The 6451-nt window shown below is 66.0% G+C and carries 9 protein-coding genes and 1 pseudogene; 4 read left to right on the forward strand and 6 right to left on the reverse strand.

Annotated elements, in window-relative coordinates:
- The 3 genes from WAN71_RS11430 to WAN71_RS11440 form a co-directional block, all read right to left on the reverse strand.
- Positions 1-690 (reverse strand): MMPL family transporter (locus WAN71_RS11430; RefSeq protein ID WP_422225434.1); only part of this gene is annotated, 690 nt, incomplete at its 3' end.
- Between the two features lie 62 nt (positions 691-752).
- Positions 753-1544, reverse strand: coding sequence for an SDR family NAD(P)-dependent oxidoreductase (locus WAN71_RS11435; protein WP_422225435.1), 792 nt, complete (start codon positions 1542-1544; stop codon positions 753-755).
- Between the two features lie 7 nt (positions 1545-1551).
- A complete protein-coding gene (locus WAN71_RS11440) occupies positions 1552-2568 on the reverse strand; it encodes an SDR family NAD(P)-dependent oxidoreductase (RefSeq protein WP_422225436.1) in 1017 nt (338 codons plus the stop codon).
- A gap of 164 nt (positions 2569-2732) precedes the next feature.
- On the opposite strand from WAN71_RS11440, the gene WAN71_RS11445 reads away from it, so the two are divergent.
- Both WAN71_RS11445 and WAN71_RS11450 read left to right on the forward strand, forming a co-directional pair.
- Positions 2733-3140 carry a group I truncated hemoglobin gene (locus tag WAN71_RS11445; protein ID WP_422225437.1) on the forward strand — a complete coding sequence of 136 codons (408 nt, stop codon included), beginning with the start codon at positions 2733-2735 and terminating at the stop codon, positions 3138-3140.
- A gap of 203 nt (positions 3141-3343) precedes the next feature.
- Positions 3344-3571: a dodecin family protein gene (locus WAN71_RS11450; RefSeq protein ID WP_422225438.1), complete on the forward strand. Its 228-nt coding sequence runs from the start codon at positions 3344-3346 to the stop codon at positions 3569-3571.
- Here the strand turns inward: WAN71_RS11450 and WAN71_RS11455 are convergent.
- Positions 3568-4770: an RNA polymerase sigma factor gene (locus WAN71_RS11455; RefSeq protein ID WP_422225442.1), complete on the reverse strand. Its 1203-nt coding sequence runs from the start codon at positions 4768-4770 to the stop codon at positions 3568-3570. The genes WAN71_RS11450 and WAN71_RS11455 overlap by 4 nt on opposite strands.
- Positions 4763-5143 (reverse strand): YciI family protein, encoded by a 381-nt coding sequence (locus WAN71_RS11460; protein ID WP_422225439.1) that lies wholly within the window; start codon positions 5141-5143, stop codon positions 4763-4765. Before WAN71_RS11460 ends, WAN71_RS11455 begins: the two co-directional genes overlap by 8 nt.
- A 72-nt stretch (positions 5144-5215) precedes the next feature.
- On the opposite strand from WAN71_RS11460, the gene WAN71_RS11465 reads away from it, so the two are divergent.
- Positions 5216-5977, forward strand: a complete 762-nt coding sequence (locus WAN71_RS11465; RefSeq protein ID WP_422225440.1) for a class I SAM-dependent methyltransferase — start codon at positions 5216-5218, stop codon at positions 5975-5977.
- Positions 5978-5996: 19 nt separating this feature from the next.
- Positions 5997-6095, forward strand: a pseudogene (locus tag WAN71_RS11470) (hypothetical protein); the annotation flags it as partial.
- 17 nt (positions 6096-6112) lie between these two features.
- Here WAN71_RS11470 and WAN71_RS11475 read toward each other — a convergent pair.
- On the reverse strand, positions 6113-6451 hold a 339-nt coding region (locus WAN71_RS11475; RefSeq protein WP_422225441.1), incomplete at its 5' end, for an RluA family pseudouridine synthase.

Below are 6451 nucleotides of genomic sequence, written 5' to 3' on the forward strand. Positions count from 1 at the left end.
CGGCAACATCATGGTGACCGGATTTCGATAAATGACGAACAGGATGAGCAGGACCATGAGCACGACGGCGGTCTCGATCACATGCATATCGCGAATACCGATGTACGTGAGGTCGTCGCCGGTGGCCGCCGGGCCGGTCAGGTTTGCAGTCAGCGTGGATCCCGCGACGGTTTGTTTGACGATGTTGGCGACCCGCCCGTACGCCGCGTGCAATTCGGGTGTACCCACTCCGCCGGCGAGCACCATTGGCAGGTACCAGGCTTTGTGATCCTTGCTGGTCATGGCCTCGCGCAGGGCCGGTGTGCTGATGAAATCCTGCAGCAAAACGATGTCTCGAGTGTCCGGCCGCAGGTTGTCGGCCAGCGCGCGGTAGGTGGCGTCGTCGGAGGGGTCCAATCCCGTCTCGTGGGTCAGAACCACCAACAGGACGTTCTCATTCTCTGACCCCGATTGGTGAAACGCCTCGGATATCTGCCGGGTGGTGACCATCACCGGCGCGTTGGACGGCAGGATAGCGACCGGCCGCTCGCTGGCCATCTTTGTCAGCGGTGGAAACGTCAGCGACAGAACGGCGGCCAGCGTGACCCAGAACCCGATGACGACCCAGGGCCACCGCACCACAAAGGCGCCCACCCCTCCGAAGAGGCCGTTGGCTTCGGGCGCAGTCGCTGCGTCAGCCCCCCGCGACATCCGGTTAGGTTACCGGCAATTTGCCCGATCCGAGGGTCTTCGGCGCAGCCGGTCGGGCGCGCCTAACCGCGCAGTTTCCGGCCGATCCGCAGGGCGGGCAGCAGCACACTGCGCGGTGCGAACCGACCGCCGAGGCTGGCCACCTTCGGCACCAACCCGGGCACGACGCTGCGCTTACCGTCGAGCATCCCCGCGATCGCGGCTTCAGCAACGTCGTGCGGCGAGACTTGTGCGAAGCCCATGTTTACGTGTTCGGCGTCGGCGATCTGTGCCCACTCGGTCGGCACCGGGCCCGGACACAAGACCGTGCACGAGACCCCCGTTCCGTGCAGCCCCTCGTGGACGGCTTCCGAGAAGGTCTGGACGAAGGCCTTGCTGGCCGAGTAGACCGCCATGCCCGGCAACGGCTGGAACGCCGCGATGGAGGCGATATTGAGCACCGCTCCCGCGCCGCGATCGACCATGCCGGGCAGCGCCGCATGGGTGAGCTCCATCAGCGCCAGCGCGTTGAGCGTGATTTGTTCGCTTTCTCGCTCGACCGGCAACGTGTGGAACACCCCGCTGGTGCCGAAGCCGGCGCTGTTGCACAAGCCGGCTATCGGTTCGCTGCGCAGCCGCTCGGCCAGTTGTCCCCGGCACCCGGCGTCGCCCAGGTCGAGCGGCATGACGTCGACCCCGACCGAGTGCTGCGTGCGCAGCTCATCGGCGAGCTCGTCCAGGCGTTCCCGACGGCGGGCGACCAACACCAGCGGGTAGCCGCGCCGGGCCAGACCATTGGCCAGCTCGGTGCCGATGCCCGAGGAGGCGCCGGTGATGACGACGGCCGCCTGGTTGCTCGGTTTCGGAAGGCTCATGATTACCTCACCAGTGGATTCCGCGGGTAGCCCGCACGAACGTTTCGCTTCTCGGGTCGAATTCCGGTGTGTGGCTGTCGGATTCGTCTCCCTTGGCCGCCGACGAGTCACCGAACATGCCGAACGCGCGGTTGCGCACCCGGTCCATGACGGCCGGGTTGACGGCGTCGGCGACGGCGGCGAGCTGCCCGAACGGTGAGCTGGCCCGCCGGGGCCGGTGCACGATCGCATCGGTGATCACGCCGGCCGCCTGGTCGGGAGTCAGCGCTGGGAACTTGTCATACATCTTGGTCGGGCTGATCATCGGCGTCCGCACCAACGCCATATGCACGGTGGTGAACTTGATGTCGTCGCTGACGACCTCGGCCTGCAGCGCGTCGCACAGGCTGTCCAACGCTGCCTTGCTGGCGATGTAGGCGCCGAACCGCGGCGCGCGAGTCTGCACACCGACCGAGGACACGTTGATGATCTGCCCGAACCCACGTTCCCGCATACCGGGAATGAATTTGAGAATGAGCTGTACCGCGCCGAGGTAGTTCAGCTGCATGGTGCGCTGATAGTCGTGAATGCGGTCGTAGGACAGCGCCAGCGAGCGCCGAATCGATCGTCCGGCGTTGTTGATCAGGATGTCGACGCCGCCGAGATCGGCGAGCACATTGTCGGCCATCGCGGCGATGGCATCCATGTCGGACAGATCGCACGGGTAGACATGCGCGGTGCCGCCACTTGCTCGAATTTCACTGGCGACCTTTTCCAGGTTTTCCTGGGTACGCGCGACCAGGACCACCTCGCCGCCGGCTTCCGCGATCTTCTTCGCCGCTGCTTCGCCGATGCCCGACGATCCGCCGGTGATGAGGGTGATCGTGCCGTCGACGGCATCGTCCAGCGTGCGCCCCTGCACCGCATCGAGCAGATTACGCAGGTAGAAGGGTCGGTATCGGCCGGCTGAGTTTGGGGTGTTGAGGAGGTCGGACACCGCGGCGAACGGCTTCTCGACGAGACCGGTCAGATCACCCAGATTCATAGAATTCTCGCTCCCCGTGATGTTCTCCGTGGATTCCCCACCGAGTCTCTCCTAGAACGGTCGAACTTTCCGGTGATTCTCTGGCAATCGGCTTGTTACGCCGGGTAATCGCTCGGTGATGGCTCGCTAACTGTTGGGCAACCGCGGGATGGTCCGCTAGGGGCATGCGAATGCTCTCAATTCTCCGCAAGCACAAAGCCGACACCGTCTACGACCGGATCGGCGGCCATGAGGCTCTCGAAGTCGTCGTCGAGGACTTCTACTGCCGCGTGCTTGACGACGATCACTTGTCGGGCTTTTTCGCCGGAACGAACATGAACCGGCTGAAGGGCAAGCAGGTCGAGTTTTTCGCGGCTGCCCTCGGCGGGCCCGAGCCGTACAGCGGCGCGCCGATGAAGCGAGTCCATCAGGGTCGCGGGATCACCGTGCATCACTTCAACCTGGTGGCCGGGCACTTGACGGACTCATTGTTGGCGGCCGGTGTGCCCGAGGCGACGATCGCCGAAATCCTCGGTGCCATTTCACCGTTGGCCGCCGACATCGCATCGGATCACGCCACGGCCGACGTCTGATCGGCCCCATCACACTTCGCCGAGCGTGCGTCGGCTGCGAATTGTCTCGGCCTGGGTCCCGCGTCGACTGCACGCTCGGCGAACCTCACCGTTACAGCGCGGCGTCCGATAACAAAGGATCTCCAGACAAGGCTCTACCCCTCCTCTTTGTTGTCCTCTAAGTTGTCCTCTAGCTTGGTGTTCGTCAAGCTGAGGAGGCGGGCATGAGCGTGTACCGGGTCACCGAACTCATCGGGACGAGCCCGACGTCATGGGAGGACGCGGCGACCGAGGCTGTGCGGCGAGCACAGCAGACCATCGAGGACATCCGTGTCGCCGAAGTCCTCCAGCAGGACATGGCGATGGACGAAACGGGTGGGATCACCTTCCGGACCAAGCTTCGGATCTCCTTCAAGATCCGGCCAGCCAATACGGCGGCAAGCGGCTCTTAGCGGGCGGCGAGGTTCTCGAGCCGGTCGCGCAGGTAATCGGCCACGCCGCGATCCTTGGTGAGCTCAATCGCCCGTCGATACGCCGATCGGGCTTCGTCAAAGCGCCCGGCCCGGGCCTGCAGGTGCGCGCGCGTCGTCCAGGCGGGCTGGAACCGCTGCGCCGCCGGATCGGTGATCGCGTCCAGCGTCTGCAGACCGGCATCCGGTCCGTCGATCTCGGCATCGACGGCCGCCAGAGCCACCGCCCCACCCAAGGACGGCGCGACCCGAAGCAGAGCACGATGCAAGCGACGCAGTGCGGGCCAGTCCACCGGTCTGCTGCAGTGTGCCGACTGGATCGCCGCCTCGTACTGGTAGCGGCCCGGTCGACCAAAGCCGTGGGCCCGGCGCAGCAAGGCCTCGCCGCGGGTGATCAGCGCCGAGTCCCACAGTGCCGGGTCTTGTTGGTCGAGCGGCACGAACGCACCATCGCCGGCGCGTCGGGCCGCTCGGCGCGACTCCGAGAAACAGACCAGCGCCGCCAGACCCAGCGCCTCGGCTTCGTCGGGAAGCAGCTCGACGAGCACCAGCGCAAGATGAAGCGCCTCAGCGGACAGCGATTCGTCGGCAGCACCTGCTGCTTGCCAGTCGATCGCATACGCGCCGTACACGGCCTCGAGCACAGCGGGCAACCGCTCGTCGAGGTCGGCGCGGGCGGGGAGTACGAACGGGATGCGGGCGTCGCGGATGCGACGTTTGGCGCGTACCAGCCGCTGGGCCATCGTCGCGGCGGGCACCGCGAACGCCTCCGCAATCGCCGCGGCGTCGACGCCGAGCACGGTCTGCAGCATCAACGGGGTGCGGCAATTTGCGGCGATCGCCGGGTGAGCGCACACCAGCATCAACTCGAGACGCCGGTCGGGAAGGGCGTCGGTGTTGAATTCGATTGTATCGCCTGGAATTTCGGATATCGGGTCGGTCATCCGGTAGGCGTGTGATTTCCAGTGGTCGCGCAGCCGGTTGCGGGCTACGGTGAGCACCCAGCCTTCCGGGTTGGCGGGGATGCCCTCGGCCGGCCATCGGGTCAGGGCCCGCTCCAGCGCGTCGGCGATGGCGTCCTCGGCGGCGGCAATGTCGCCGTTGCCCGCGGCGAGCACCGCCAGCAGCCGGCCGTAGCTGGTGTGAACCAGCTCGGCGACCCGATCCTGCGCCTCACTCAGGGCTGTACCAGCCTTTGCCGCTGGCGTAGGTGACCGCGACGGGCCGGATCTCGACGGAACCCCAGTCGGCGGCCGGGCAGCGCTTCGCCCACGCCAATGCGGCGTCCAGGTCGGTCACGTCGATGACGAATACCCCGCCGAGGCGCTCTTTAGTGTCGGCGAACGGGCCGTCTTGAACGGTGGGAGTGCCGTTGCGCGCGGTGAACGTCGTCGCGGCGACGGCCGATTGCAGCACGTGAGAGCCGATCAGCACACCCGCAGCGTCGAGGTCGTCGGCGTAGCGGGCGAACGCTGCGCGCGCCGGGGCCATGTCCTCCTCGGTCAGGCCGATCTCGGGGCCCTCCTGATAGTGCATGAGCAGGCAGTACTGCATGGTGGTGTCCTTTCCGGCTCGATGATGTCACCTGAATGACGATCGACACCCGCCCCGATCGACAATGCATGCATGCCCCGAACATTCGAGGATTTGGTTACCGAGGCCGCCGCCGCGCCGGTGGACGGCTGGGATTTCTCGTGGCTGGACGGCCGCGCCACCGAACAGCGCCCCTCGTGGGGCTACCAGCGGCAAATGAGCCGGCGGCTGGCCACCGTGTCGGCCGCTCTGGACATCGATACCGGCGGTGGCGAAGTCTTGGCCGGGGCGGAGAAGTTCCCGCCGACGATGGCCGCCGTCGAATCATGGCCACCCAATGCGGCGCTGGCCACCAAACTGCTACACCCGCGCGGCGTCGTGGTGGTGGCAATCCGCGACGAGCCGGCGCTGCCGTTCGCCGACGAGGCGTTCGACCTGGTGACCAGCCGACATCCAATTTCAGTGCGGTGGAGCGAGATCGCCCGGGTGCTGCGGCCGGGCGGAACCTACTTCGCCCAGCAGATCGGACCCGCAACAATGTCCGAGCTGGTCGAATACTTCATCGGACCGCAGCCCCAGAAATGGGCCGAGTTTCACCCGGATACCCAAGGCGCTCAGGCACACTCGGCCGGACTGCAGATCGTGGATCTGCGGATGGAGCGCCTGCGCGTCGAGTTCTTCGACATCGGCGCCGTCATCTATTTTCTGCGCAAGGTGGTCTGGACCGTGCCGGATTTCACCGTCGACCGCTATCGCGAGCGGCTCCGCGAACTGCATGACCGCATCACCCGTGACGGGCCCTATGTGGCGTCCGCATCCCGGGTTCTTGTCGAGGTCCGAAAGCCGCACCCGTAAGCCACAGCTCAGCGACGTCCGCCGTGCGGACGCGCCCAACATCGTCGGCGACGAGTGGTTCGAAGGCTTGCGGCCGCATCTGCCCACCACCGGCGAGGCCGCGAAGTATCGCACTGCTGCGGGTACGACGGGAGATCAAGCGCCGTCGCCCAACACGTCCAGGGCGTGCTGCAGATCCGCCGGGTAGGGGCTGACAATCTCCATTTGCCGTCCGTCAGCGGGATGTGTGAACGCCAACGACCGAGCGTGCAGCCATTGACGTTCCAGCCCAAGCTTTTTCGCAAGCTTCGGATTAGCCCCGTACGTCAGGTCGCCGCAGCAGGGGTGATGCAACGCCGCAAAGTGCACCCGAATCTGGTGTGTGCGGCCGGTTTCCAGATGTACGTCGAGCAGACTTGCGGCGACGAAGGCTTCGATGGTGTCGTAGTGCGTGAGGCTGTGGCGGCCGTTGGCGGTGACGGCGAACTTCCAGTC

The sequence above is a fragment of the Mycobacterium sp. genome, assembly GCF_049280035.1.
Taxonomy (GTDB): Bacteria; Actinomycetota; Actinomycetes; order Mycobacteriales; family Mycobacteriaceae; genus Mycobacterium.

Bases quoted from the DNA above. Each gene is read 5' to 3' on its own strand.
- WAN71_RS11450 (WP_422225438.1), top strand. From the start codon at position 3,344: ATGAGCGTGTACCGGGTCACCGAACTCATCGGGACGAGCCCGACGTCA.
- WAN71_RS11435 (WP_422225435.1), bottom strand. From the start codon at position 1,544: ATGAGCCTTCCGAAACCGAGCAACCAGGCGGCCGTCGTCATCACCGGC.
- WAN71_RS11445 (WP_422225437.1), top strand. From the start codon at position 2,733: ATGCGAATGCTCTCAATTCTCCGCAAGCACAAAGCCGACACCGTCTAC.
- WAN71_RS11460 (WP_422225439.1), bottom strand. From the start codon at position 5,143: ATGCAGTACTGCCTGCTCATGCACTATCAGGAGGGCCCCGAGATCGGC.
- WAN71_RS11440 (WP_422225436.1), bottom strand. From the start codon at position 2,568: ATGAATCTGGGTGATCTGACCGGTCTCGTCGAGAAGCCGTTCGCCGCG.
- WAN71_RS11465 (WP_422225440.1), top strand. From the start codon at position 5,216: ATGCCCCGAACATTCGAGGATTTGGTTACCGAGGCCGCCGCCGCGCCG.